Annotated in this window: 21 protein-coding genes; 13 read left to right on the top strand and 8 right to left on the bottom strand. The window is 68.4% G+C overall.

Annotated features, from left to right (window positions below):
• Positions 1-121 precede the first annotated feature (121 nt).
• Entirely contained in the window at positions 122-1,030 is a 909-nt protein-coding gene (locus AC6LKD_RS27335; protein WP_498118008.1) for a LysR family transcriptional regulator, read from the bottom strand.
• Positions 1,031-1,138: 108 nt separating this feature from the next.
• Between AC6LKD_RS27335 and AC6LKD_RS27330 the strand changes: the two genes are divergently transcribed.
• Positions 1,139-2,332: an MFS transporter gene (locus tag AC6LKD_RS27330; RefSeq protein WP_498118007.1), complete on the top strand. Its 1,194-nt coding sequence runs from the start codon at positions 1,139-1,141 to the stop codon at positions 2,330-2,332.
• Between the two features lie 127 nt (positions 2,333-2,459).
• Here AC6LKD_RS27330 and AC6LKD_RS27325 read toward each other — a convergent pair whose 3' ends face one another.
• The gene (locus AC6LKD_RS27325; RefSeq protein ID WP_498118006.1) at positions 2,460-3,269 is read right to left on the bottom strand and encodes a helix-turn-helix transcriptional regulator; all 810 of its coding nucleotides are present in this window, start codon (positions 3,267-3,269) and stop codon (positions 2,460-2,462) included.
• A gap of 147 nt (positions 3,270-3,416) precedes the next feature.
• Between AC6LKD_RS27325 and AC6LKD_RS27320 the strand changes: the two genes are divergently transcribed.
• From AC6LKD_RS27320 to AC6LKD_RS27285, 8 genes are all read left to right on the top strand, one after another.
• Complete coding sequence (locus AC6LKD_RS27320; protein WP_498118005.1) at positions 3,417-5,117, top strand: FAD-dependent oxidoreductase; 1,701 nt, start codon at positions 3,417-3,419, stop codon at positions 5,115-5,117.
• Positions 5,092-5,298: a DUF2783 domain-containing protein gene (locus tag AC6LKD_RS27315; RefSeq protein ID WP_088140018.1), complete on the top strand. Its 207-nt coding sequence runs from the start codon at positions 5,092-5,094 to the stop codon at positions 5,296-5,298. Before AC6LKD_RS27320 ends, AC6LKD_RS27315 begins: the two co-directional genes overlap by 26 nt.
• Before the next feature lie 17 nt (positions 5,299-5,315).
• Positions 5,316-5,909 (top strand): VOC family protein, encoded by a 594-nt coding sequence (locus AC6LKD_RS27310; protein ID WP_498118012.1) that lies wholly within the window; start codon positions 5,316-5,318, stop codon positions 5,907-5,909.
• Positions 5,910-5,942: 33 nt separating this feature from the next.
• Entirely contained in the window at positions 5,943-6,902 is a 960-nt protein-coding gene (locus tag AC6LKD_RS27305) for an MBL fold metallo-hydrolase (RefSeq protein WP_492275604.1), read from the top strand.
• A gap of 67 nt (positions 6,903-6,969) precedes the next feature.
• Positions 6,970-8,004 (top strand): fumarylacetoacetate hydrolase family protein, encoded by a 1,035-nt coding sequence (locus AC6LKD_RS27300; RefSeq protein WP_498118004.1) that lies wholly within the window; start codon positions 6,970-6,972, stop codon positions 8,002-8,004.
• Positions 8,005-8,016: 12 nt separating this feature from the next.
• The gene (maiA, locus tag AC6LKD_RS27295) at positions 8,017-8,685 is read left to right on the top strand and encodes a maleylacetoacetate isomerase (protein WP_498118002.1); all 669 of its coding nucleotides are present in this window, start codon (positions 8,017-8,019) and stop codon (positions 8,683-8,685) included.
• Positions 8,686-8,738: 53 nt separating this feature from the next.
• The gene (locus AC6LKD_RS27290; RefSeq protein ID WP_492275601.1) at positions 8,739-10,091 is read left to right on the top strand and encodes an MFS transporter; all 1,353 of its coding nucleotides are present in this window, start codon (positions 8,739-8,741) and stop codon (positions 10,089-10,091) included.
• Between the two features lie 28 nt (positions 10,092-10,119).
• Positions 10,120-11,673, top strand: coding sequence for a fumarate hydratase (locus AC6LKD_RS27285; protein WP_498118000.1), 1,554 nt, complete (start codon positions 10,120-10,122; stop codon positions 11,671-11,673).
• Positions 11,674-11,743: 70 nt separating this feature from the next.
• Here the strand turns inward: AC6LKD_RS27285 and AC6LKD_RS27280 are convergent, their stop codons facing one another.
• The 4 genes from AC6LKD_RS27280 to AC6LKD_RS27265 form a co-directional block, all read right to left on the bottom strand.
• Positions 11,744-12,562, bottom strand: coding sequence for a DODA-type extradiol aromatic ring-opening family dioxygenase (locus AC6LKD_RS27280; protein WP_498117998.1), 819 nt, complete (start codon positions 12,560-12,562; stop codon positions 11,744-11,746).
• Between the two features lie 19 nt (positions 12,563-12,581).
• Complete coding sequence (locus tag AC6LKD_RS27275) at positions 12,582-13,508, bottom strand: DODA-type extradiol aromatic ring-opening family dioxygenase (RefSeq protein WP_498117996.1); 927 nt, start codon at positions 13,506-13,508, stop codon at positions 12,582-12,584.
• Positions 13,509-13,697: 189 nt separating this feature from the next.
• Entirely contained in the window at positions 13,698-14,162 is a 465-nt protein-coding gene (locus AC6LKD_RS27270; protein WP_013393278.1) for a MaoC family dehydratase, read from the bottom strand.
• 27 nt (positions 14,163-14,189) lie between these two features.
• On the bottom strand, positions 14,190-15,173 hold the full coding sequence (locus AC6LKD_RS27265; protein WP_207466625.1) for a tripartite tricarboxylate transporter substrate binding protein: 984 nt from the start codon (positions 15,171-15,173) through the stop codon (positions 14,190-14,192).
• Positions 15,174-15,310: 137 nt separating this feature from the next.
• On the opposite strand from AC6LKD_RS27265, the gene AC6LKD_RS27260 reads away from it, so the two are divergent.
• The 3 genes from AC6LKD_RS27260 to AC6LKD_RS27250 all read left to right on the top strand — a co-directional run bounded on the left by AC6LKD_RS27260 (position 15,311) and on the right by AC6LKD_RS27250 (position 19,803).
• A complete protein-coding gene (locus AC6LKD_RS27260; RefSeq protein ID WP_498117994.1) occupies positions 15,311-16,213 on the top strand; it encodes a LysR family transcriptional regulator in 903 nt (300 codons plus the stop codon).
• 120 nt (positions 16,214-16,333) lie between these two features.
• A complete protein-coding gene (locus AC6LKD_RS27255; protein ID WP_498117992.1) occupies positions 16,334-17,497 on the top strand; it encodes a CaiB/BaiF CoA transferase family protein in 1,164 nt (387 codons plus the stop codon).
• A 296-nt stretch (positions 17,498-17,793) separates the two neighbouring features.
• Positions 17,794-19,803, top strand: coding sequence for a PEP/pyruvate-binding domain-containing protein (locus tag AC6LKD_RS27250; protein ID WP_498117991.1), 2,010 nt, complete (start codon positions 17,794-17,796; stop codon positions 19,801-19,803).
• Positions 19,804-19,808: 5 nt separating this feature from the next.
• Here the strand turns inward: AC6LKD_RS27250 and AC6LKD_RS27245 are convergent, their stop codons facing one another.
• Positions 19,809-20,786, bottom strand: a complete 978-nt coding sequence (locus AC6LKD_RS27245; protein WP_498117989.1) for a Bug family tripartite tricarboxylate transporter substrate binding protein — start codon at positions 20,784-20,786, stop codon at positions 19,809-19,811.
• A gap of 1 nt (position 20,787) precedes the next feature.
• Entirely contained in the window at positions 20,788-22,071 is a 1,284-nt protein-coding gene (locus tag AC6LKD_RS27240; protein ID WP_498117987.1) for an amidase, read from the bottom strand.
• A gap of 89 nt (positions 22,072-22,160) precedes the next feature.
• Between AC6LKD_RS27240 and AC6LKD_RS27235 the strand changes: the two genes are divergently transcribed.
• On the top strand, positions 22,161-23,144 hold a 984-nt coding region (locus tag AC6LKD_RS27235), incomplete at its 3' end, for a LysR substrate-binding domain-containing protein (RefSeq protein WP_498117985.1).

Here is a 23,144-nt window from a genome sequence, read left to right as displayed (position 1 = left end):
GCCACGTAAGACTGTCCACGTGACGCGCATCCGGTGTGCTGGATGCGCAGCGTAGAAGGCAGCGGCACAAGGCGGGACTCGACCACCTCTTTCTCAGACCGAGCGATGTTGCGGCTGCCCGCTAGGCGATACTCAGCGCTTCCCCCAGCATCTCCACCACCGCATCCACCTTGGGCAACAGCTGCTTGCTCAGCGGCCACACCAAATACAGGGGCAAGCCCTCGGCAGCCAGTTGCGGCAGCACTTCGACCACCCGGCCGTCGCGCAAGGCGTCGGCCGCGAGCCAGGTCGCCAACTGCGCGATGCCGAAGCCTGCGGCGACGGCGTCGACCTGGGCTTCGGCGCTGTCCAGCGTCATGACGCCGTCGATCGGCCGCAGGCTGGCGGGTCCCGCGCCCTGCGCGATCCGCCAGACCGGAGGTTCCCCGTCCGCGCGCCCGTAGGCCACGGCGTCATGCTGGGCCAGATCGTCGGCCGTGAGCGGCGTGCCGCGGCGCGCCAGATATTGCGGCGAGGCGCAGAAAATCACGCGCTCCGAGCCCAGATAGCGGTGGCCCAGGCCGGGCGCCCACTGCGGCGGCCCGCCGATGCGCACGGCCACGTCTATGCCCTCGTCGGCCAGATCGACGAAACGGTCCGTGAACGACACGCAGGGCCGCAACTGCGGATGCCGCTGGGCGAATTGCAGCAGCAGCGGCAGCGCCACCCGGCGGCCGAAGGTCGCGGGCAGGTCCACGCGCAGCCGGCCGACGGGCTCCTGGCGCTGCGCCGCCAGCACTGCCTCGGCGTCCTGCAATTCGGCCAGCACGCGCACGCAGGTGCGGTAGTAGGCGCTGCCCGCGTCCGTCAGGGCCAGGCGACGGGTGCTGCGCTCGAACAGGCGGGTACGCAGGCGGGCCTCCAGCCGGGCGACGCTTTTTCCCACGGCCGAGGCAGTAAGGTGGAGCCGGTCGGCGGCGGCGGTGAAGCTGCCGGCGTCCGCGGTGGTGACGAAGGCTTCGATGCCTTTGAGGCGTTCGGATGGGATCATGGCGGCGATGATTAAGGAATCAGATTCCTTAATTTATGGAAAACATACCTGAGATAAGAAATTCTATCTCCAATATCGTTCAAGACTGTATTCCTCTTGAACCCATCCATGCTCGAATCCTCCCTCGCCTCCCCATCCGTCCCGGCCCGCTCCAGCGCGCTTTCCATCGGCATCCTCGCTGTCGCGGCTTTCGTCATCGTTTCCACGGAATTCCTGATCGTGGGACTGCTGCCCGAACTGGCCCGCGACCTGTCCATCTCCGTTTCCGCCGTGGGCCAGTTGGTGACGCTGTTCGCGTTCACGGTGATGCTGTCGGGGCCCTTGCTGACGGCGGCGGTATCGCACCTGGAGCGCAAGCGCCTGTTCGTGGCGATCCTGCTGGTCTTCGCCGCCTCCAACGCGCTGGCCGCGGCCGCGCCCAACATCTGGGTGCTGGCGCTGGCGCGCTTCATTCCGGCGCTGGCGCTGCCGGTGTTCTGGGGTACGGCCAGCGAGGCCGCCGCGCAATTGGCCGGTCCACGCCGCGCCGGGCAGGCGGTGGCGCGCGTGTACCTGGGCATTTCCGCCGCCCTGCTGTTCGGCATTCCGCTGGGCACGCTGGCCGCCACGTCGATAGGCTGGCGCGGCAGCTTCTGGGGGCTGGCCGCGCTGTCCCTGGCGCTGGCCGCGCTGATGTCGGCCTGCATGCCGGCCTTGCCGCGCCCGCCACGCATCGGCTTGCGCGAGCAGGCGCGCATTCTGCGGGATCCGCGCATGCTGGCCCACATCGGGCTGTCCGTGGCGGTGTTCACCGCGATGTTCACCTCCTATACCTATCTGGCCGACGTGCTGGAACGCATCGCCGGCGTGCCGCCGGCGCAAGTGGGATGGTGGCTGATGGGCTTTGGCGCGGCGGGGCTGGCGGGCAATTGGCTGGGCGGACTGGCGGCGGACCGCAATCCCTTGGCCGCCACGCTGGTATTCACGCTGTTGTTGGGGTTGGGCATGATGGCCGCCGTACCCCTGGCGGCTTCGCTTGCCGGATTGCTGCCGGCACTGGCCGTCTGGAGCATCGCCAACACGGCCTTGTATCCGGTCTGCCAGGTGCGAGTGATGAAGGTGGCGCCTCACGCCCAGGCCATGGCGGGAACGCTGAACGTATCGGCGGCCAATGCCGGCATCGGCGCCGGCGCCATGCTGGGCGGCTTCGCCATCGCGCAGTGGGGCCTGGGCAGCGTCGGCTATGTGGCCGCGGCCGTGGCGCTGCTGGCGGCGTTGGCGGTTCCGGCCATCGTCCGGCTGCGGCCTTCCGTGGCGGCCTGACCCCATTCAATGCGGGCAATACCCGGCGCCCGCGAGCCGCGGGCATGCAAGCGATGCTTAGCGGCCGCCGGCCTCAGGCGTACAGGCCATGCTCAACTGCCGCCGGCCTGGGGCGCCCAGCCGAATCTCAACGGCCGCCGGCCTCGGCAGTACAGGCCGGCGCGGCGCACGCGGCCGGCGCCTTGATCAGGAATTCCTTCAGGCTGGCCACGTTGTTCTTCTTGAAGATGCGGTTCTTGTAGGTCACCACGGTGGTGGGCGACAGGCCCAGCTCACGCCCCACCTCTTTGGCGGTATGGCCCTGGCGCAGCAGGTCGGCCACCTGGACTTCGCGCAGCGACAGGCCGCTGCACCAGGAGGCCGCGCGTGTCGGTTCCGCTTCCGCGCGGCACAGTTGGTGATGCCGCCGCGCCAACGCGATCAGCAAGGGCGCGCGCCCGCGCATCAGTTCGGCCACGTTCGGTGAATGGGTGCGCGAGAAGTACAGGTTCAGGTAGCTGATGCCCTCGTCGCGGCAGCCGATGAGCGAAATCTTGCTGGCGAAGCCGGGGCGCTCGAACAGCAGACGGCGGTACTCGTCGTCCGCGATGCGTTCCGGGGACGCCGTCTGCACGACCAGGTCGGGATGATGGCCGGGGCGGCAGGCCATGTCGCGCAGCAGGCCGTAGTTGGGATCGCGCCGGTAGAACTCGTTGTCCACGAACACATTGGTGGTCCATTCAATCAGGGACTGGTTCAGCAGGCTGGCCGCCGACGAATACTGCACCAGGCCTTCGTGGCCGTAGAACACGTGCGACACGTGGTCGGCGGCCACGGTTTCGCGCAGCGCCAGCAGCAGCGCGGCGTGGAACATCGGGCCGCCCAGGTCCATGACGGCGGACTCGGCCCAGCGGTCCGGCCCCCCGCCCGCGGGCATAGGGTTGTGTGTCTCTTCCATGGTGTCGTTTTCCCCGCTTGCGCGTGTTTTCCCGATTCTAAGGTCATCCTCCGCCGCCGCGGTGTCCTCTCCCGTGAGGACATGACGGGCGCGCGCGGCGCTCCTAGAGTGAGGCCTGCAACAAACCACATCGAACTAGGGAAAACGATGAAAGAGCTTCCCATCTACCCGTACGTCAGGCCCGATGACATGGACCGCCCGCGCCGCGAGCCGCATCCGGTGGCCGTCGTGGGGGCCGGGCTGACCGGCCTGACGCTGGCCCTGGATCTGGTGCGGCGCGGCATTCCCGTGGTCGTGCTGGACGACGACAACACCGTCGGCGTGCGCGGCCTGGCCTCGCGCGGCATGGTCTGGGCGCAGCGCACGCTGGACATCTTCGACCGCCTCGGCATGGCTGGCGACGTGGTCGGCAAGGGCGTGCGCTGGAACGTCGGCCGGGTGCTGTGCCGCGACCTGGCGGTGGCGTCCTTCACGCTGCAGGACCAGCCCGACATGCGCCACAACGGCTTCGTCAACCTGCAGCAGTACTACCTGGAAGCCTTCCTGGTGGATGCGCTGATGCGCGAGCCGCTGGCCGAGCTGCGCTGGCTGAACCGCGTTGCTGGCATCGAACCGCAAGCCGCAGGCCCGGCGACCTTGCAAGTGGAGACGCCCGACGGCGCCTACGCCTGCCGCGCGCAATGGGTGGTCGCCTGCGACGGCGCCAAGAGCGCGGTGCGCGGCATGCTGGGCCTGAGCCCGCGCGTCTACGACCAGACCGAGGACCGCTGGATCATCATCGACATCGTGTTGCGCGACACCACCTGGCCGGAGGAACGCTGGACCTGGCTGGACGCGCGCAGCAACCATGGCCGCGCGGTCTGGCGCCACAAGATGGCCGACGACACCTGGCGGCTGGACTTCCAGCTCCGCCCGGACGAAGACCCGGCCGAAGCGGCCACGGACGCGGCCATGCGCCAGCGCGTCTGGGACCTGCTGGGCGAGCGCGTGGAATTCGACATTGCCTGGCATGGCGTCTGGGCCTACCGCCATGAATGCCTGGACAGCCTGCGCCATGGCCGGGTGCTGTTCGCGGGCGATTCGGCCCATCTGGTGGCGCCCTTCGGCGCGCGCGGCGGCAACGGCGGCATCCAGGACGCCGACAACCTGGCCTGGAAGCTGGCCCTGCTGCTGCAAGGCCGCGCCGGCGACTCGCTGCTGGATAGCTACAGCGCCGAGCGCAAGCACGCGGCAATGGAGAACATCCGCCAGGCGCGCCGCTCCTCGCGCTTCGTTTACCCGGGCGCTGCCCGCTCCGCCGCGCTGTGGCGCGACGCCATCATCGACCTGGCGCCGCGCCACGCCGTCGCCGCCCGCATGATCAACACCGGCCGCCTGTGCATGCCGGCCGTCTATCCCGCGTCGGCACTGGCTTGCGGCTCCCATGCGCTGGCCGGGCGCGCGCTGCCCAACGTGGTGCTGCGGCAGGCGGATGGCCTGACCTTGCACGGCCTGCTCGGTCCCTGGTTCACCGTCCTGGTGTTCGGCGATGCCTTGCCGCCCGGCGCGCAGGACGGCGACGGCCTGTTGCGCTGGGTCGCGGTCGGGCCGCTGTGCGACGAGCGCGGACGCGCCGCCCTGGCGCACCAGCTCGGGCAGACGCTGGACGGCGAGGCCTGGCTGCTGCGGCCCGACCAGCATGTCATGGCGGCCGCCACGCCAGAGACCGGCGATCCCGAGGCCATGCTGGCCTGGGTCGCCGCCGCGCTGGATGCGCCCGGCGCCTGTCCCGAACCCTTGCCCGAGGCCCGCGGCCTCTACCGCTCAACCGGAGGCGCCAACCATGCCGCTATCCCAGCAACAGCTTGACGACCTGCTAGAGCGCCTGATCGCGCTGACCAACGTGCCCGACCCGGCGGCCCAGCGCGACAGCCTGGCCCGGCTGTCGCTGCTGCTCATCGAAGCCGTGGACGACGCGGCCCGCGTGCAGGCGGCGGTAGACGAAATGCTGGCGGCCCAGCCCGGCTCGCCCGCCTTGAACATTCCATGAACCACGGAGACGGCGCCATGACGCTCAACCCATCCCATGCCGCCCCGCCGGGCGCCCCCGCCATCCAGGGCCTGCACCACTTCGCCTGGCGCTGCCGCGATGCCGAGGAAACCCGGCATTTCTATGAAGACATCCTCGGCCTGCCGCTGGTGCACGTGGTCAAGGAGGAACGCGTGCCTTCCACCGGCGAGCACTGCCCCTTCGTGCATCTGTTCTTCGAGTTCGCCGACGGTTCGCACATCGCCTTCTTCGACCTGGGCGACAACGGCCAGAGCCAGCCCGACCCCGCCACGCCGCGCTGGGTCAACCACTTCGCCATGGAAATCCGCGGCGAAGCCGAACTGGAGCACATGCGCCAGCGGCTGCAGTCCCACGGCGTCGAGGTAGTGGGGCCGACCGACCACCACTTCATCCGCTCGATCTATTTCTTCGATCCCAACGGCATCCGCCTCGAACTGACCCTGCGCCTGCCGGTGGCCGACTACGTGGCCCGCAAGCGCCGCAGCGCCCACGACGACCTGGCTGCCTGGACCCGCGACAAGGCCGCCGGGCTGATGCCCGGCGCCACCGGCACCAGCAGCCAGCAGCGCAGCCAGGCCCACGCCGGCTGAGCCGCCCCACTTTCCATCCATTAGAGGAACACCATGAGCAAACCCTTCGCCTCCCAGGCCGACCTGGCGGAAAAAAAGATCTCCTTCGAACGCCTGTCCGAAAACGCCTACGCCTACGTCGCCGACGGCGACCCCAACTCGGGCGTGATCATCGGCGACGACAGCGTGATGGTGGTCGACGCGACCGCCACGCCGGCCATGGCCCAGGGACTGATACGCGCCATCCGCGGCGTCACCGACAAGCCCATCCGCCACGTCGCCCTGACCCACTACCACGCGGTGCGCGTGCTGGGCGCATCCGCCTTCGCCGCCGAAGGCGCGGCCCACGTGTACGCCAGCCGCGGCACGCATGAACTCATCGTCGAGCGCGGCCAGGCCGACATGGATTCCGAAATTGGCCGCTTCCCGCGCCTGTTCCAGTCCGCCGAAGGCATCCCGGGACTGACCTGGCCCACCGTGGTGTTCGAGCGCGAACTGACCGTGTTCCTGGGCAGTCTCGAAGTGCGCATGCTGCATCTGGGCGCGGGCCATACCCGCGGCGACTCCATCGTCTGGATTCCGTCGCAGGGCATCTGTTTCTCCGGCGACCTGGTGGAGTTCAACGCGGGCGTCTACACGGGCGATGCCTATCTGTCCGACTGGCCCGCCACGCTGGACGCGCTGCAAGCACTGGAACCGCGCCAGATGGTGCCGGGCCGCGGCCCCGCCCTGACCACGCCCGCCGCCTGCCGCGAGGCCATCGGCTACACCCGCAGCTGGGTCGAGACGCTGTACGGCTGCGCCCGCCAGGGCGTGGAGCAAGGCAAGAGCCTGAAGCAGGTCTACGAAGACACCCGCCGCGTGATGGACCCGGAATTCGGCCACGTCGTCATCTACGAACACGCCATTCCCTTCGACGTCTCGCGCGCCTACGACGAGGCCAGCGGCATCACCGAGCCGCGCGTCTGGACCGCCGAGCGCGACCGCGACATGTGGGCCGAACTCACCGCCTGACCCCGGCACGCCACCACGCCACGAGGCCCCGCCGCGGGCCTCCCCATCCGATACGGAGCACCTGAACATGAAACTCGCCACCCTGAGCAATGGCGCCCGCGACGGCGCCCTGGCCGTCGTCAGCCGCGACCTGACCCGCACGCGCGCCGTGCCGCACATTGCAGCCACGCTGCAGCAGGCGCTGGACGACTGGGCCCGCGCCGCGCCGCTGCTGCAGGCCGAATACGAAGCGCTGAACGCGGGCGACGGCGCCAGCCAGCCCTTCGATCCGGCGCGCTGCGCCGCGCCCCTGCCGCGCGCCTACCAATGGCTGGACGCGTCCGCCTACCTGAACCACGTGGACCTGACGCGCCGCGCCCGCGGCGGCGAGATGCCGCCCTCGTTCCTGACCGATCCGCTGATGTACCAGGGCGCCTCGGACGACTTCATGGGACCGTGCGAGGACATCACCGCCGCCAGCGAGGACCTGGGCGTGGACCTGGAAGCGGAGATCGTGGTGGTAACCGACGACGTGCCGCTGGGCGTGAACGCGGACACGGCGCTGGAACACGTCGTGCTGCTGGGCCTGGTCAACGACGTGACCCTGCGCAACGTGGTGCTGCCCGAACTGTCCAAGGGCTTCGGCTTCCTGCAAGGCAAGCCGGCCTCGGCGCTGTCGCCCGTGCTGGTCACGCCCGACGAACTGGCGCCCTACTGGCGCGGCGGCAAGCTGCACCGCGCCATGCAGGTGTGGCTCAACGGCCAGCAGATCGGCCAGCCCCAGGCGGGCGAGGAAATGCAATTCCATTTCGGCGAGCTGATCGCGCACGCGGCCCGCACCCGCCGCCTGGGCGCCGGCACCCTGGTGGGCAGCGGCACCATTTCGAATGCCAGCGACGCCGCCGGCGTGTGCTGCCTGGTCGAAGCGCGGGTGCGGGAAAAACTGCGCCACGGCGACATGCGCACCCCCTTCCTCAAGCACGGCGACCGCGTGCGCATCGGCATGCGCGACGACGCGGGCCTGAGCCTGTTCGGCGACATCGACCAGCAGGTGCGGATCCCCGGCACGCGTCCCATGCCTGGCGCCGCATCGGCCAGCGTGCCCGCAACCGCCGCCGCCTGACCGGAGACCGCCATGGCCGACACCCCTGCCCTCACCCTGCACAGCTACTGGCGCAGTTCCGCGGCCTACCGGGTCCGCATCGCCCTGGCCTTGAAGGGCCTGCCGTACCGGCAGGTCACCTGGCACATGGTCAAGGGTGAGCACCAGCAACCCGCCTACCGCTCGCTGGCGCCCTTCGGCCTGGTGCCCATGCTGGAGATCGACGGCCTGCGCCTGCAACAGTCGCTGGCCATCATCGAGTACCTGGACGAGCGCCATCCTGATGCACCGCTGCTGCCGGCCGATCCGGCGCAGCGCGCTCAGGCCCGCGCGTTGGCCCAACTGATCGCCTGCGAAATGCATCCGCTCAACAACCTGCGCGCGCTCAAGCGCCTGCGCGCCCAGTTCGGCGCGGACGACGAACAGATCCAGGACTGGTATCGCCATTGGTGCGCCGAAGGCTTCCAGGCCTTCGAGGCAGCGCTGCCCCCGGCGCAGGACGGCGGCTACGCGCTGGGCGCCGCGCCCACGCTGGTCGAGTGCTACCTGATCCCGCAGGTCTACAACGCCTTGCGCTACGGCGCGGACCTGGCGCCTTTCGAACGGGTCCGCGCCATTGTCCAGGCCTGCGCCGGCCTGCCTGCGTTTGAAGCCGCTCGCCCGGAAAACCAGCCCGACGCGCCGCAGAGCGCCGCGGCCTAGGCGCCCCCCCCCGAAAAGAACCTGAACCGCCGCATTCCCCCAAGGAGACAACCATGCAAACAGAAATCCCCGCCGGCGGCGCCGCCGTCGCATCCGCCCCCCGGTCCGCGTCCGGCCCGCTGGTCAGCGCCGACGACCGCAAGGTGCTGGCCGCCACGCTGGTCGGCTCGGCCATCGAGTGGTACGACTACTTCATCTACGTCCAGGCCGCGGGCCTGGTGCTGGGCTCGCTGTTCTTCGCGCCCTTCGCCAAGGAGAACCCGGAGCTGTCGCTGATCCTGTCGTTCGCGACCGTGGGCGTGGCCTTCCTGTTCCGGCCGCTGGGCGCCATCGTCTGCGGCCACCTGGGCGACCGCTACGGCCGCAAGCGGGTACTGGCGGCCACGCTGATCCTGATGGGCGTGTCGACAGCCCTGATCGGCGTGCTGCCGACCTACGCGCAGATCGGCATCTGGGCGCCGGTGATGCTGGTGGCCTTGCGCGTACTGCAAGGCTTCTCGGCCGGCGGCGAATGGGGCGGCGCGGCGCTCATGGCGGTCGAGCACGCGCCCCGGGAGCGGCGTTCGCTGTTCGGCGCCTTCCCGCAAATCGGCGTGCCGCTGGGCATGATCGTCGCCACCGGCGTGCTGTGGTGCATCACCGCCCTGGTCGGCGCCGACAATTTCATGGCCTGGGGCTGGCGCGTGTCCTTCCTGCTGTCCATCGCGCTCATCGTGGTCGGCGTCTTCATCCGCCGCGCCGTCGAGGAATCGCCCGTGTTCCTGGAAATGCAGTCGCGCCGCAGCCATTCCTCGGCGCCGCTGGGCACCTTGCTGCGCAAGCATCCGCGCCAGATCCTGCTGACCACGCTGATCTTCGTGGGCAACAGCACGGCGGGCTACCTGCTGGTCGGCTTCTTCATCAGCTACGGCAGCCGCACGCTGCACATGCCGGCGCAGCAGGTGCTGATGATCTGCACGCTGGCCGCGGCCTGCTGGCTGGGCACCACGCTGCTGGGCGGCTGGCTGGGCGACCGCATCGGCCGCGTGCGCACCTTCCAGCTCGGCTACGTGCTGCTGGCACTGTGGGCCATACCGATGTGGTCCTTCATCGAATCCGGCGACGTGATGCAGTTCGCCTTCGCCCTGGCCGTGCTGTCGGTGCCGCTGGGCCTGACCTATGGACCGCAGGCCGCGCTGTATGCCGAGATGTTCCCGGCCGACGTGCGCTATTCCGGCGTGTCGGCGGGCTATGCGCTGGGCTCCATCCTGGGCGGCGCCTTCGCCGCGATGATCGCGCAGTCCATCATCACCGCCACCGGCCAGTCCTGGCATGTGGGCGTCTACGTCATCGTCATGGCCGTGGTGTCCTTCGTGGCCGTGAGCCTGGTCAAGGACCGCCCGGGCGTCACGCTGCACGCCGAATGAACCTTCAAGCCACCCACCCACGCACGCCATGAGCACAAGCATCCGCCAGGACGACCTGATCGAATCCATCGCCAGCGCGCTCCAGTACATCAGCCATTACCACCCGGCCGACTACATCGCGCATCTGGCCCGTGCCTACCAACGCGAGGCCAGCGCGCCGGCGCGCGACGCCATGGCGCAGATCCTGGCCAGTTCGCGCATGGCCGCCATCGGCCGGCGGCCGATCTGCCAGGACACCGGCATCGTCAACGTCTTCCTGGAAGTCGGCATGGACGTGCGCTGGGCAGGCTTCACCGGCAGCCTGGAGGACGCCGTCAACGCCGGCGTGCGGCGCGCCTACCTGGACCCGGACAATCCGCTACGGGCCTCGGTGGTGGCGGACCCGCTGTTCGGCCGCGGCAACACCCGCGACAACACGCCCGCCGTCATCAGCATGCGGATCGTGCCGGGCGCAAGCCTGGCGGTCACGGTGGCGGCCAAGGGCGGCGGCTCGGAAAACAAGGCGCGTCTCGCCATGCTGAACCCGGCCGACAGCATCGTCGACTGGGTGCTGGCGCAGATTCCGGCCATGGGCGCCGGCTGGTGCCCGCCCGGCATGTTGGGCATAGGCGTGGGCGGCACCGCCGAGAAAGCAATGCTGCTGGCCAAGGAAAGCCTGTTGCAGCCGCTGGACATGCACGAACTGCAGGCCCGCGCGCAGCGCGGCGAGACACTGGCGCCCGAGGACGCGCTGCGGCTCGAACTGTACGACCGCGTCAACGCGCTGGGCGTGGGCGCGCAAGGCCTGGGCGGCCTCACCACCGTGCTGGACGTGAAGATCAAGACCTACCCCACGCACGCGGCCGCCAAGCCCATCGCACTGATCCCCAATTGCGCGGCCACGCGCCATGCGCGCTTCGTGCTGGACGGCTCCGGCCCGGCGCAGCTGGATCCGCCCTCGCTGGACCTCTGGCCCGACCTGGGACCGGAGCGCGCATCCGGCGCGGGCCGGCGCGTGAACCTGGACACCCTCACTCGCGAGGAGGTCGCGTCCTGGCGTGCCGGTGAAACGCTGCTGCTCAATGGCCGCATGCTGACCGGACGCGATGCCGCGCACCAGCGCATCCGTGAAATGCTGGCGCGGGGCGAGCCCCTGCCCGCCGACTTCCGCGGCCGCGCCATCTATTACGTGGGCCCGGTGGACGCCGTGCGCGACGAGGCCGTCGGCCCCGCCGGCCCCACCACCTCGACCCGCATGGACGGCTACACCGACATGATGCTGGCGCGCACCGGCCTGCTGGCGATGGTGGGCAAGGCCGAACGCGGCCCGCAGGCGGTCGAGGCGATCCGGCGCCACCGAGCGGCTTACCTGATCGCCGTGGGCGGCGCGGCCTATCTGGTGTCCCGCGCCATCCGCAGCGCTCGCGTCATCGCCTTCGAGGACCTGGGCATGGAGGCGATCCACGAGTTCGAGGTCACGGACATGCCCGTGACCGTGGCGGTGGACGCGGCGGGCGGGAACCTGCATGTGTCGGGGCCGGCGCAGTGGCGCCGCGCGGCGGGCGCCAGGGAGATACCAGTGGCGATTGCCGGGGCGCTCTGACAAGCGCTGCGGATGCGGGCCGCTCTGGCAGGCGGCCCGACACGCGCCGCCTCCAGGGCCAGGCTCGCCGTCAACCCAGCTTGAATTCCACCACCGCCCCGCCGCTGCCGTACAGCGGCGCATACTCCAGCACCTTGCCGCCGCGGAACTGGTCACCCAGCGCGCCCAGCAGCCAGGACATGTGCTTGAAGCCCATCTCGGCCTTGGCCTGCCCCGCATACTCGGGCATCGCCTCGCGCAGTTGCGGGGCATCGCCGCTTTCCAGCAACGCCAACATGCGGCGGTTCCAGTCATCGTCGGCCTGGGAGATCAGGCGGTCGGATTCCGGCGCCACCGGCTCGCGGAACATGGTGTTGGACAGCCCGCCTATGCCGATGACTGCCGCCCGCTTGCCTTGCGCCGCGGCCGCCTGCACGGCGATGCGGCTGAGCTGCTCGGTCTGCGCGTTGTCGTGGTACAGGTTGTTGGCCGCCAGCGTCACGGGCAGCTGGTCGGAGCCAAAGCCCATCAGCGTGCTGACCGTAATGGTGCCCGTGTCGATGGGAAATTGGTCATAGTCCACGCCGCGCGCATGGATGCCGGCGTCGCGGCAGCCTTGTACGCAGGCGTCGGCCAGGCCCGCGTCGCTGGCGATGTCGAAGGGCAGCTCGCCGTACTCGTGCCAGTTCTCGTCCACGTGCACGCCGGTGCTGCGCGCGCGCGTGATCCACAGCTGGTCCAGCACCGCCATCCACTGCGTCGAATACACCAGCACCACATCGGGCCGGGAAGCCGCCAGCGTCTTGCCGGCCGCGCGCAGCGCCTGATTCAACCGTCCCCAAGGCGCCACGTCGCTGCGCAGCTGCGGCAACGGGCTGCCGGGTACGAGAAATGCGGAAACAATGGTCATGGCCTGTCTCCCTGGATGGCTAGGCCGCCGCGCCGGCGGGTTGTTCGAGGCGGGAAAGCCCGGCCTCCTGCAGATTCCATTCCATCACCGCGTTGCCGGTGCCGATCACGGTGCCGTAGCCGTGAAACTTGCCGGCCAGTTGCGGATAGCCCATGGCGGCGTGCATCCAGGTGAAGGCGCCGGATTTCACTTCGGCGAAGGCTTCGTCGATGAACTGGGGCAACAGTTCGAATACCTCGTCCATCCTGCCCTTGCGCATCAGGTCGATCATGCGGATGTCCCACAGATAGCCGTCGTAGCGCGCCGGATGTTCCTTGGACATGTCCTCGGGCACCTCGGGCTGTTCATGGAAATGCCAGTGCGACAACGTGTTGCTGGCCAGCAGTACCGCGCGCCGCCCGCTCTTGCGTATGGCTTCGCGCGTGGCGCGGCCCAGCAGGTCCATTTCCTTCTGCCCTTCCTGGGTGTTGAGGTAGTACGGCGTGTTGTTCGCCGACAGCCCCACCACCGGAATGTCCCATTGCGGCCGCACCATGTGCAGGGTGGTGATGGTGCCGTAGTCCACGCGGAACTTGGGGTTGCGCATCATCTTGGTGACCAGGCCCAGCTTGCGGCCTTCCTCGCAACAGGCTTCGGCCAACGCCACATCGACGTCCATGCCGAAGTCGTAGCGGAACAGGTCGGGAAAGATCGGGTCCACCGAACGGCCCTCCAGGCGCGGCACGCCCAGGAAATGATGGCCTACCTGGGTGATCCAGTGCGGCGAATGCACCAGCAGCACGTCGGGCTGCAGGCGTTCGATGCTCTCGCGCACGTGGTCGTAGGCCCAGCGCAGACTTTCCCAGCCGCCGCGCGAGCGCGGCTCGTTCTGCGGCGGGTTCTCGCCGTACACCAGGTGCGGCGGATGGGGAGCCAGGAATCCGGAAAGAATTTCGCCGTCCTTCATTGCTTACTCCTTTGCGAGAGCAGTAGGAACCGGGTTCGACCGATGCTGCTTGGGCGCGCCATTTTGTACGTATACGTACTGGATTCAAGTATCGATTCGCCGCAGTCCGCTGTCAACGGGCGGCACGCCTTTGGAAGATAGGGAGTTTCCCGAGCAGGCGTTCCGATCCGCCCTCCCGGGAGTTGCCGGCTATTGCGCCTGGCCCTTACGCAACAAGTACTTCTGCACGCCGTCCATCACCACCTCGTCGCGCTGGTTGCGCACCAGGCTGTGCATGACCAGCACCCCGGTCGTGCGTCCGGGCAGCAGTTCCGCCACCGTCAGCGACGAATAAAGCGTGTCACCCACGAACACGGGGTTCAGGAATCGGCTGCTCTGTTCCAGAAAGCCCTTGAGGGAATCCTCCACCATGTGGGGAAACAGTCCCGCGCCCGCTGCGGTCTGGATGGCGACCTGGAAGCCGTGCGCCAGCATGTGGGGCATGCCGTGGGCGCGGCAGTATTCGACGTCGTAATGCACGGGATGATTGTCGCCGCTGGCGAGCTGGAACGCGGCGAACAGGGCATCGGTCATGGTGCGCGACGGCAGCAGGAAGACCTCGCCCACTTCGAAGTCCTCGAAGTAGCGCTGAACGCAGAGTTGGTGCTTGATCATGCAGGGTTCCTTTTGTCTTGACGGGATTCAGTTCGCGGTCATGTGCGCGGCGCGGGCGACCTCGCCCCACTTCTTCAGTTCGCCCTGAAGGAAAGCGCTCAGCGCGGCGGGCGTCGTGTCCGGCTGCAGCACCAAGCCCATGTCGTAGGCGCGGCGCCGCAGTTCGGGATCGGCAAGCGCGGCGCGCAGCGTGGCATTGAGCTTGTCGACGACCGGCGCCGGGGTGCCCGCCGGGGCCAAGACGGCGTTCCAGGTATAGGCCTCGTAGCCCGGCACCGCTTGCGCGATGGGCGGGGTGCCGGGCGTCTGCGGCAGGGGCTGCGCCATCGACGTCGCCAGCAGCCTGACCGTGCCGGCCTGGACCTGCGCCAAGCCCGTGGGCGCGCTATCGATCATGAAGTCCAGGTGTCCGCCGATGACGTCTGCCATCGCCGGCGCGCTGCCGCGGTACGGCACGTGCATGGCGCGCACGCCGGCCAGATGGTTCAGCAGCTCGCCGGCCAGGTGCGGCGCGCTGCCGATGCCGGCCGAGCCGTAGTTGACCTTGCCTGGCCTGGCCTTCAGATAGGCCATGAACTCCGGCAAGGTGGTGGCCGGCACGTTCTTGTTGACGACCAGCACCAGCGGCGCCTTGGCCGCCAGGCCGACCGGCGCAAAGTCCTCCACCGTGCGGTACGGCAGGTTGGAATGGATGCTGGGATTGACCGCGTGCGCCACCGTGGTCAGCAGCAAGGTATAGCCGTCGGCCGTGGCTCGAGCCACGGTTTCCGTGCCGACCAGGGTGCCGGCGCCGGTCCGGTTCTCGACCACCAGCGCCGCGCCCAGCTTGCGGCTCCAGGTCTCCGCCAGGGCGCGGGCGAACGTATCGGTGGGTCCGCCAGCCGCATACGGCACCACCAGGCGTACCGGCTTGGCCGGATAGTCCTGCGCCGCTACTGCGCCCCCCGCCAGCGCGCCCGCTGCGATCACGGCGGCGCCTGCCAAGGCGCGCCAGGGAAATCCATGTCTCATGCTTGTCTCCGTTGGTCTTTTGTGTGCGGCACAATATAGAGACGAGGCCGGCGCCAGGAATAGTCGAAAGTTTCTTATCCGGCTTAGAGCCTTTCTAACAGCGGCCCGCCACGCCGCCCCCACTCCAGGTGTCCTCCTTGCGCTACGAACTGACCGACCTGCGCGTCTTTGTCGCCATTGCCGAAGCCAAGAGCCTCACGGGTGGGGCTTCCGACCTGCACCTGACCGCGCCGTCTGCCAGCTACCGCCTGAAGAATCTGGAGCAGGCCATGGGCGTGCCGCTGTTCGTACGCACGCAAAAAGGGATGTCGCTCACCGCCGCCGGCATGACCGTGCTGCGCTATGCGCAGACCATACTGGGCAACGTCGAGCGCCTGCAGGCGGAAATGCGCCGTCATACCGATGGCGTCGAGGGCCATATCCGCGTCTATGCCAACAGCAGCACGCTGAGCAGCCTGCCCAGCGCGTTGAGCCGCTACCTGGCCGCCTTTCCGAACGTCAACGTGGATCTTGAGGAGCATCTCAGCGAGGAAACCGTCAAAGCGGTGCTGGACGGCCGCGCCGACATCGGGCTGGTCGCCGGCGCCATTGAAATGCGCGGACTGGAATTCATCAGCTACGGCCAGGACGAACTGATCTTCATCATCCCCCCGCGCCACCCGCTCAGCCTGCACCCGCGCGTTTCACTCGAAACCGCGCTGTCGCACGATCTGGTCGCCATCGGCCGCAAGAGCAGCAACTTCCTTTACCTGCAACAAATGGCCGAGCAGATGGGGCTCAAGCCCCGGGTACGCGTGCACGCGCCCAACTTCGACGCCGTGCTGCGCTGCGTCCAGGAAGGCGCCGGCATTTCGCTGGTGCCGCGTTCGGTGGCGGCCCCCGCGCTGGCGCAGGGCAAGGTCGAATGCGTGCAGATCGAGGAGTCCTGGGCCATGCGCGAGCAGCGCGCGGTGATGCGCAAGCAGGACGCCCTGCCCGGGTATGCGCGCGCCTTCGTCAGCTTTGTCACCGAGCCGCGGCCGGCCCTGGGCGACGATTAGAAAACCTCGAATCCCGCTTAAAGAATATCGACTGGCCGCGCGCGGACCCCGCATTCCATAATGCATCGCCGTCGCCGGGTCCGGCACGCGCCCCGGCCCACATCCCGCTTCCAGGACGATATGACCGCAGCTACCCGCCCCCTAGACGGCATCACCGTCATCGCGCTCGAACACGCCGTCGCCGCCCCGTTCGCCAGCCGCCAGTTGGCGGATCTGGGCGCGCGCGTCATCAAGATCGAACGGCCGGACGCCGGGGACTTTGCGCGGGGCTACGACGACACCGTGCGCGGCCAGTCGTCGTTCTTCGTGTGGGCCAACCGCGGCAAGGAGAGCCTGGCCCTGGACACCAAGGCGCCGGGGGCCGCGCAAGTGCTGCGCCGCCTGCTGGGCCAGGCTGATGTCTTCATCCAGAATCTCGCCCCCGGCGCCGCGCGCCGCATGGGCCTGGACTACGAAACGCTGCGCGCGGACTTCCCCAGGCTGATCGTGTGTGACATTTCCGGCTACGGAGATGACGGTCCCTACCGGGACAAAAAGGCCTATGACCTGCTGATACAGGCGGCTTCGGGACTGATCTCCCTTACCGGCACGCCCGACTCCCCTGCCCGCACGGGCATCTCCATCGCCGACATCGCGGCCGGCATGTATGCCTATTCCGGCATCCTGTCGGCGCTCATACAGCGCGGACGCACCGGCGCGGGATTGCGCGTCGAGGTGACCATGCTGGAGGCGCTGACGGAATGGACTTCCTATGCCTTGAATTTCGCGCACTATGGCGGCTCCCCGCCCGCGCGCAACGGCGTGGCGCATCCCGCGATCGCGCCCTATGGACAATACCTCGCGGGAGACGGCAAGCCGGTGATATTCGGCCTGCAGAACGACCGCGAATGGCGCAGCTTCTGCACCCACGTGCTGGAGGATCCGGCGCTGGCCGACGACGAGCGCTATGCCACCAACGTCCAGCGCGTGCGGCACCGCGAGGCGCTGGACGGGCGCATCGCGCAGTGCTTTGCCTCGCTGTCGCGCGAACAGGTGCTGGCCAGGCTGGACCGGGGCGGCATCGCCAACTCCGCCTTGAACAACATGCACGAGGTCTGGGAGCACCCGCAGTTTGCCGCGCGCGGCCGCTGGCGCGACGTGGCGACGCCAGGCGGTCCCATCCAGGCGTTGCTGCCGCCCGCGACCTTGTCTGACGCAAGCGCGGCCATGGGCGCCGTGCCCGCCTTGGGGCAGCACACCGCCGCCATCCTGGCGGAATTAGGGCTGGGCGCCGACACGGCCTGATGGCGCGCGGCGCATGGCATGCCGAAAAAAAGGAGCAGCGATAGCTGCTCCTTCAAAAGGCCCTACGAAGAAACCCTCTCCATCACCGCGTGCAGAGATGGCCGGTTTCCCGCGGCGCCGGCGGGCGCGATTAAGCCTGGGCCGTATTAAACGACATCCGCTGCCTTAAGCACATCACTGAAATTGGGTATTTTTCGCCCCCGCAGCAACTTCAACGCATGGTTGATCACATCCGGAAACAAACGCCGGCACGGCTCCGATATCATCGCCACTCCCTGCGCCCTGCCCGCCCGTTCATGCGTCCATTGCCCATCCCCCACCGCCTTGCCTGCCGCCGCCCGACCCGCCTGATCGCCCTGGCTGCGCTGACCGCGCTGGCCGCCAGCTTCGGCCCGTCCGTCCAGGCGCAGACCGCCCGCAAGCCCTCGCCCTATGAGAACGTCCGCCCGTTGAACCCCGACGAGCGCGCGGCGCAGCAGACGGAGGACGCCAAGAAAGGCGGCCCGGCCTTCCTGGGCCAGATCCGGACCCAAGCCGAATTCCAGCAGCTTGCCCGGGTCTACAACCCCGGCACGCCGCTGGAGATCCCGCACGTGCTGTTCGTGATCGACCGGAAACAGGGCGGCAAGATCTACTACGTCAACACGCCGCGCTACACGCTGCACGAGAACTTCGCGCGCGAACGGCGCCTGCTGCCCGCCGACGACAAGGCCACGCTGATCGCGCAGTACAAGGACCCGCAGCGGCGTCTGCTGTTCGGCACCCTCAGTTGGCAACGCGGCCTGCCCGGCTACACCTATGAATTCTGGGAAGGCGACCGGATCAACCCGGAATTGTTGCAACTGACCGAAGAGAAACTGCAAGCCAGCTTCTACGAACCGGTGCGCTTCAAGGCCAATTCCACGCTGCACGAACAAGTCGCGCAAAACGCCGGCCTGAACGCCGTGACGCAGGAATCCCTGCTGCGCGAACAGACCTTCCTGCCGCTGAACACCGGCGTCGCCCAGGGCCGGCTGCGCATCGTCGCTTCGGTGGACGACACGCCGGACCTGTCGCCGACCGATATCCTGGTGCTGGACGAAGTGCCGGTAGCGCTGCCGCCGGTGGCCGGCCTGGTGACGCAGCGGCCCTCCACCCTGCTGTCCCACGTCAATCTGCTGGCCAAGGGCTGGCGCATTCCCAACGCCTACGTGCGCGACGCCGTGGCGGCGCTGCGCGAGCATGACGGCCAGTGGGTCGAGCTGACCGTCACCAGCAATGGCTATCAGGTGCAGCGCATCGCCAAGCCCGAAGTCGCGCCGCCGCCCAAGGCCGCCCTGCCGCTGCCCAAGCCCGACCTGACGGTCAAGGCGATCAAGCCGCTCGCCGGCATGACCACGCGCGACAGCCGTCATTGCGGCGTCAAGGCGGCCAACCTGGGCGCGCTGAAGTCCGCGCTGCCGCCCGCGGCCATCGTACCGGACGGCTTTTGCATCCCCTTTGCGCAGTACGCGGCCTTCATGGCGCAATTGGGCGTGCCGCAACGCATCGCCGCGCTGGAGCAGCGGCCGGACTTCGCCAGCGACGCCAACGTGCGCCGCGCCGAACTGGCCGCGCTGCGCCGGGACATCATCAAGGCCCAGCCCGATCCCACGCTGGCCGCCGCCTGGCTTGAACGCTGGCAGAAGCAGTTGCAAGGGCGCGGCGTGTTCGTGCGCAGCTCGTCCAATTCCGAAGACCTGCCGGGCTTTAGCGGCGCGGGGCTCTACACCACCGTGCCCAACGTCACGCAGGCCGACGCGCTGGCGCAGGCAGTGCAAACCGTGTGGGCCTCGGTCTACAACTATGAAGCGTACGAAGCCCGGCGCGCGGCCGGCATCGGTCAGGACGGCGTGGTGATGGCGGTGCTGGTGCAACAGGCCGCGGCGTCGGAAAGCTCGGGCGTCATGATCACGCGCGATCCTTTCGACGCCTCGCGCCGCTACGTCACCTACATCTCGGCCAAGCGCGGCCTGGGCATCAAGGTGGTGGAAGGCAAGCGCCAGGCCGAACAGCTGATGTACTCCAGCTGGTCCAAGGCGGTGCAGGTGCTGAGCCGTTCCGCCGAGGACACCCAGTTGGTGGCGGACGCGGCGGGCGGCGTGCGCGAAGTGCCGATCGAAGGCACGCGCCAGGTACTCAACGATGCCCTGGTGGCGCGCCTGGCTTCTGTAGCCAGCCAGGTCAAGCAGCGCCTGGGCGGCGTGGACCAGGATATCGAATGGGCCGTGCAGGGTGAGAACATCCTGATCCTGCAGGCCCGGCCGTATATCGACGGCAGCCGGTAAAGACCTTAGTCCGGGCTCGCACCCGAGGCCTGCACCACCTGCTTCCACTGCATGAACTCGGCCTGCTGCCGCGCCGCCAGCTCGGTCGGGCCGTCATGCATCATCGTCACCCCCAGCTGGTCGAACTTCTGTTGCAGCGCCTGGTCCGCCAGGACTTTCCGGATCGCCTGATGCAAGGTGTCGATGGACGCGCGGGGTGCTTCCTTGGCGCCATAGAACGCGACCCACAGGTCGCCGCGGAAACCCGGTATGGCTTCGTTGATGGCAGGCACGTCAGGCAGCAAGGCGTTGCGCTTTTCGCTGCTGACGCCCAGCGCGCGCAGCTTGCCGGCCTTGATGCCTTCGACCGCCGAAGGCAGGCTGGCGAACAGCATGGGCACCTGGTTGCCCATCACGTCCGCCATGGCCGGCGATACGCCGCGATAGGGAATGTGCTGCATGCGCAGGCCGCCCATCTGGTCCAGCATCACGCCCAGCAGATGGTTCAGGGTCCCCGCGCCGGCCGAGGCGTACTGGTACTTTTCCGGATTGGCCTTGATCAGGGCCATGAATTCCTTCATGTCCTTGGCGGGGAAAGCGGGATTCACGCACAGCACGTTGGGCACTTCACCCACTGCGGCGATCGGCGTGAAGTCCTTGATTGGATCGAATTTCGCGTCCTTGTAGACCCAGGGCACGATCAACTGGTTGCTGTTCGCCGTGAACAGCACGGTGTAGCCGTCCTGCGGCTCGCGCAGGAAGGCTTGCGTGCCCACCACGCCGCCGGCGCCAGGCTTGTTGATGACGACCACGGGCTGGCCGAGTTCGGCGCCGAGCTTTTCCGCCATGATGCGCGCGACGATGTCCACCGTGCCGCCGGCCGCCGTGGGCACGACGACGTTGATAGGACGGTCAGGAAAGGCCGCGTGGGCCTGCCCCAATCCCGCCACGGCCACGACGGTGCACAGGGCCAACATGCCCTGCCTCAGTGTCTTGAATCCCATTTCATTCCCCTTGCTGTTTCAGCAGATGATGTAACTTCCGGCCGGCCGCGAGCAAGGCTTGGTCCTCGCCCAGATCGCCGACCAATTGCAGGCCCAAAGGCAGTCCCGCGCGGCTGAACCCGGTCGGCAGGTGCAGGCATGGCCACCCCAGCACCGACCAGATCTTGTTGTATGAGGCGTCGCCGGTGTGTTCGAGCCCATGCGGCGCGGGCCCCGGCGTGCTGGGCGTAAGCACCAGGTCGGCGCCGCCATAGAGCGCATTCCAGCCGTGACGCAGCTTGGCCTGGACCGCGCGCATCTCCTGGTACTGCCCGGCGCCGATGGCCAGGCCATGCGCCACCGCCTGGCGCAGGGCGCCGCTCAAGGCGTGCCCCTGGCGCTCCAATACCGGCGCCAGGCTGCGCGCAAATTCGTAGTGCATGATCACGTCGTGCGCCTGCAGCAGCAGCGTCGTCTCCTGCTCGGCTTCCACGGTCACGCAGCGCAGCCCGTGCGCGGCCAGGACTGCACGGGCGCGCTCGATCTCGGCCCGGCTTTCGGCGCACAGACCGGCCTTCGGATTGTTCAGCTGCACCGCAATGGTCAGTTGCCGCTGCTCCGCGGCGTCCGCGTCCGCGCCGCCGATGAGCACATCCGCAATGGCCTGGACATCCGCCACGCTGTTCGCGTACCAGCCTATGGTGTCCAGCGATTCGCAAGTGAGCTTCATGCCGTCACGGAACACGCGGCCGACGCTAGGCTTGAATCCCACCACTCCGCAATACGCGGCCGGGCGGATCATCGAGCCTCCGGTCTGCGTGCCCAGGGCGGCAGGCACCATGCCGGCCGCCACGGCGGCTGCGGAGCCGCTTGAAGAGCCGCCAGGCGTATGCGCCGGCGCATGGGGATTGCGGGTGGGACCGGGCGTCCTGAAGGCGAATTCGGCGGTCACCGTCTTGCCCACGGGGATCGCGCCGGCCGCGCGCAACATGCCCACGCAGCAGGCGTCGAACGTGGCCTTGCCGGCCATCAAGGCAGGCGCCCCGAAACTGGTGGGCATATCGGCCACGTCGATCACGTCCTTGATGCCGATGGGCACGCCGGCCAGCGCGCCGGCGACATGCCGCGCCGGTTCCATCTGTTCCAGCGCCGCGACGGGCAGCACATGGCTCCAGGCGCGGATCGCCGGCTCTTGCCGGGCGATGGCCGCCAGGCTCTGGCGCGCCGCCGCGAACACCGCCGCCTCGCCGTCCCTCACCCCTTGAGCGATGGCAGTGACTGAAGCAGAAGTGGAAGCAAGGGACATGTGCGAATCCGGCAGGCCGGTTGAATGTAGCGATGCGGCATCTTAGGAACTGGACTAATCTATGTCCAATTGGTAATTTCTCCTTGATTATGTCGAAATCAGAATTAATCTTCCTGGACGGCCGTCTGCTGGTCCTGTTCTGCACGCTGGCGGAAGAACTGCATTTCGCCCGCGCTGCGGCGCGCCTGTTCATAACGCAGCCGCCCCTGACGCAGCAGATCAAGCGGCTGGAAGCGATCGTCGGCGTACCCCTGTTCGTGCGCACCACGCGCTCGGTGAAACTGACGCCTGCTGGCGAAATCATGTACGAACGGGCGCGCAAGATCGCCGCGGATACCCAGCTCATGCTGCGCCAGGCGCGGCGGACGGCGCGCGGCGAGACCGGCTCACTGGTGATCGGCATCACGCCCAGCGCCGCGAGTTCGCCGCTGGTGTCGGCGCTCAGCCACTACCGCGATGCGCACCCGGAAGTCCGCATCGACCTGCGCGAGATGAATTCCGTGGACATGGAGCCCGCGCTGCGGTCGCGCGCCGTCGACGTGGCGCTGATGCGTCCGCATCCGCTGGACGCGGATATCGCGACCCGCGTCATCTACGAAGAGCCCCTGCGCGTGGCGCTGCGCCACGACCATGCGCTGGCGCATCAGCGCGATGTTGCGCTGGAAGAACTGCTGGAATTTCCCCTGGTGGGCTACCGCCAGGACATCTCACCGTACTTCCGCAGCATGATCCAGGCGCTGTTCGCGCGTGCCCAACTCAAGCCGGAAATCGCGCAGGAAAGCGTCATTCCCACGCTGTTGACGCTGGTGGAAGCCGGCATCGGGCCGGCGCTGGTACCCCAATCATTGTCCCGGATGCGCACGGATTCATTGCGCTTCCTGCCTTTGCGCGATGTGGCGGGAGCCACGGCTCAGGGGGGGGTGGCGGCGTTGCGCGACCAGGGCAATCCTGCGGGGGAGGGATTCAGCGCCGCCTTTGCGCCAGCCGGGGCCCCCCGCCAGGCACCGTCTCCTATACACATCTCCCAGCCCCCGAGACAGAGGCAACCACCTCGCATGCCCCCTTCTTCTTTG

It is taken from the genome of Achromobacter sp. D7-1, from assembly GCF_059760445.1.
Note: the sequence above shows the minus strand (reverse complement) of the source record. Positions and strands in the feature narration are given on the sequence as shown.

Bases quoted from the DNA above. Each gene is read 5' to 3' on its own strand.
- AC6LKD_RS27265 (WP_207466625.1), bottom strand. From the start codon at position 15,173: ATGAGACATGGATTTCCCTGGCGCGCCTTGGCAGGCGCCGCCGTGATC.
- AC6LKD_RS27325 (WP_498118006.1), bottom strand. From the start codon at position 3,269: ATGGAAGAGACACACAACCCTATGCCCGCGGGCGGGGGGCCGGACCGC.
- maiA (WP_498118002.1), top strand. From the start codon at position 8,017: ATGGCCGACACCCCTGCCCTCACCCTGCACAGCTACTGGCGCAGTTCC.
- AC6LKD_RS27320 (WP_498118005.1), top strand. From the start codon at position 3,417: ATGAAAGAGCTTCCCATCTACCCGTACGTCAGGCCCGATGACATGGAC.
- AC6LKD_RS27245 (WP_498117989.1), bottom strand. From the start codon at position 20,786: ATGGGATTCAAGACACTGAGGCAGGGCATGTTGGCCCTGTGCACCGTC.
- AC6LKD_RS27240 (WP_498117987.1), bottom strand. From the start codon at position 22,071: ATGTCCCTTGCTTCCACTTCTGCTTCAGTCACTGCCATCGCTCAAGGG.
- AC6LKD_RS27270 (WP_013393278.1), bottom strand. From the start codon at position 14,162: ATGATCAAGCACCAACTCTGCGTTCAGCGCTACTTCGAGGACTTCGAA.
- AC6LKD_RS27330 (WP_498118007.1), top strand. From the start codon at position 1,139: ATGCTCGAATCCTCCCTCGCCTCCCCATCCGTCCCGGCCCGCTCCAGC.
- AC6LKD_RS27315 (WP_088140018.1), top strand. From the start codon at position 5,092: ATGCCGCTATCCCAGCAACAGCTTGACGACCTGCTAGAGCGCCTGATC.
- AC6LKD_RS27250 (WP_498117991.1), top strand. From the start codon at position 17,794: ATGCGTCCATTGCCCATCCCCCACCGCCTTGCCTGCCGCCGCCCGACC.
- AC6LKD_RS27275 (WP_498117996.1), bottom strand. From the start codon at position 13,508: ATGAAGGACGGCGAAATTCTTTCCGGATTCCTGGCTCCCCATCCGCCG.
- AC6LKD_RS27300 (WP_498118004.1), top strand. From the start codon at position 6,970: ATGAAACTCGCCACCCTGAGCAATGGCGCCCGCGACGGCGCCCTGGCC.
- AC6LKD_RS27255 (WP_498117992.1), top strand. From the start codon at position 16,334: ATGACCGCAGCTACCCGCCCCCTAGACGGCATCACCGTCATCGCGCTC.
- AC6LKD_RS27310 (WP_498118012.1), top strand. From the start codon at position 5,316: ATGACGCTCAACCCATCCCATGCCGCCCCGCCGGGCGCCCCCGCCATC.
- AC6LKD_RS27335 (WP_498118008.1), bottom strand. From the start codon at position 1,030: ATGATCCCATCCGAACGCCTCAAAGGCATCGAAGCCTTCGTCACCACC.
- AC6LKD_RS27285 (WP_498118000.1), top strand. From the start codon at position 10,120: ATGAGCACAAGCATCCGCCAGGACGACCTGATCGAATCCATCGCCAGC.
- AC6LKD_RS27305 (WP_492275604.1), top strand. From the start codon at position 5,943: ATGAGCAAACCCTTCGCCTCCCAGGCCGACCTGGCGGAAAAAAAGATC.
- AC6LKD_RS27280 (WP_498117998.1), bottom strand. From the start codon at position 12,562: ATGACCATTGTTTCCGCATTTCTCGTACCCGGCAGCCCGTTGCCGCAG.
- AC6LKD_RS27290 (WP_492275601.1), top strand. From the start codon at position 8,739: ATGCAAACAGAAATCCCCGCCGGCGGCGCCGCCGTCGCATCCGCCCCC.